This window comes from Psychrobacter sp. 1Y4 (assembly GCF_051847555.1).
Genome location: NZ_JBPYDE010000699.1, coordinates 1 through 646, shown reverse-complemented (window position 1 = coordinate 646; position 646 = coordinate 1). Strand labels below are relative to the sequence as shown.

The 646-nt window shown below is 46.0% G+C and carries 1 protein-coding gene; it reads left to right on the top strand.

The window, feature by feature from the left end:
* A partial coding sequence (locus tag ACS8FC_RS18405; protein ID WP_439297851.1) for a Sec-independent protein translocase protein TatB occupies positions 1-549 on the top strand: 549 nt, incomplete at its 5' end.
* Between the last annotated feature and the right edge of the window lie 97 nt (positions 550-646).

The following is a 646-nucleotide window of genomic DNA, read 5'->3' as shown; positions in this document are numbered from 1 at the left end:
CGCCGCACCGTCTCGACCTTGCAATCTGAGATAGAGGCCGAACTGGATTTGGCTGAGACACGCCAGCAAATGCAAAAAGAGCTTGCCAAAATTCGTCAAACTGAAGCCGATATGAGGCGTGAGATGGCGGAGATGCGCGGCAATATGAAAGCTTTTGAAAGCTCACAAAGCCATTCTCTAAAAGCATCGAATGAAGCGGAAGCGGTCGCGAATGATAGAAATAGCAAAGCTAACGACACAAAAAATCATCAGCAATCAGCCATACCAAACGCATTCGACTACTCTTACGCAACTGACAAGCAGCAAGATGCACTCGAGAACGGTCAGTTATCAAAGCGCGGTAACAGTAACGATGATAGCGATATGGCCGCTCCAGTTACTCAAATCCTTAATACCCGACCGTGGGAAAATATGTGGTTCCGTTTGGGTGCTTACGACAAGGCTCGTCGCCTCCCAATGCCGCCTTACCTACCAAACTATAAAGCCGATACCTTACTAAATAGCTCGGTAAGTACACAGACTTCTGATAATAAGCAGGGGACTGACTGATGCAACTACTCAAACGAAAAAAAAGTCGCCAAGAAAAACTCACTGATTCAGATACTCCTGCTTTAGATGGCATTAATCAAGACGATAAAGTAACGAC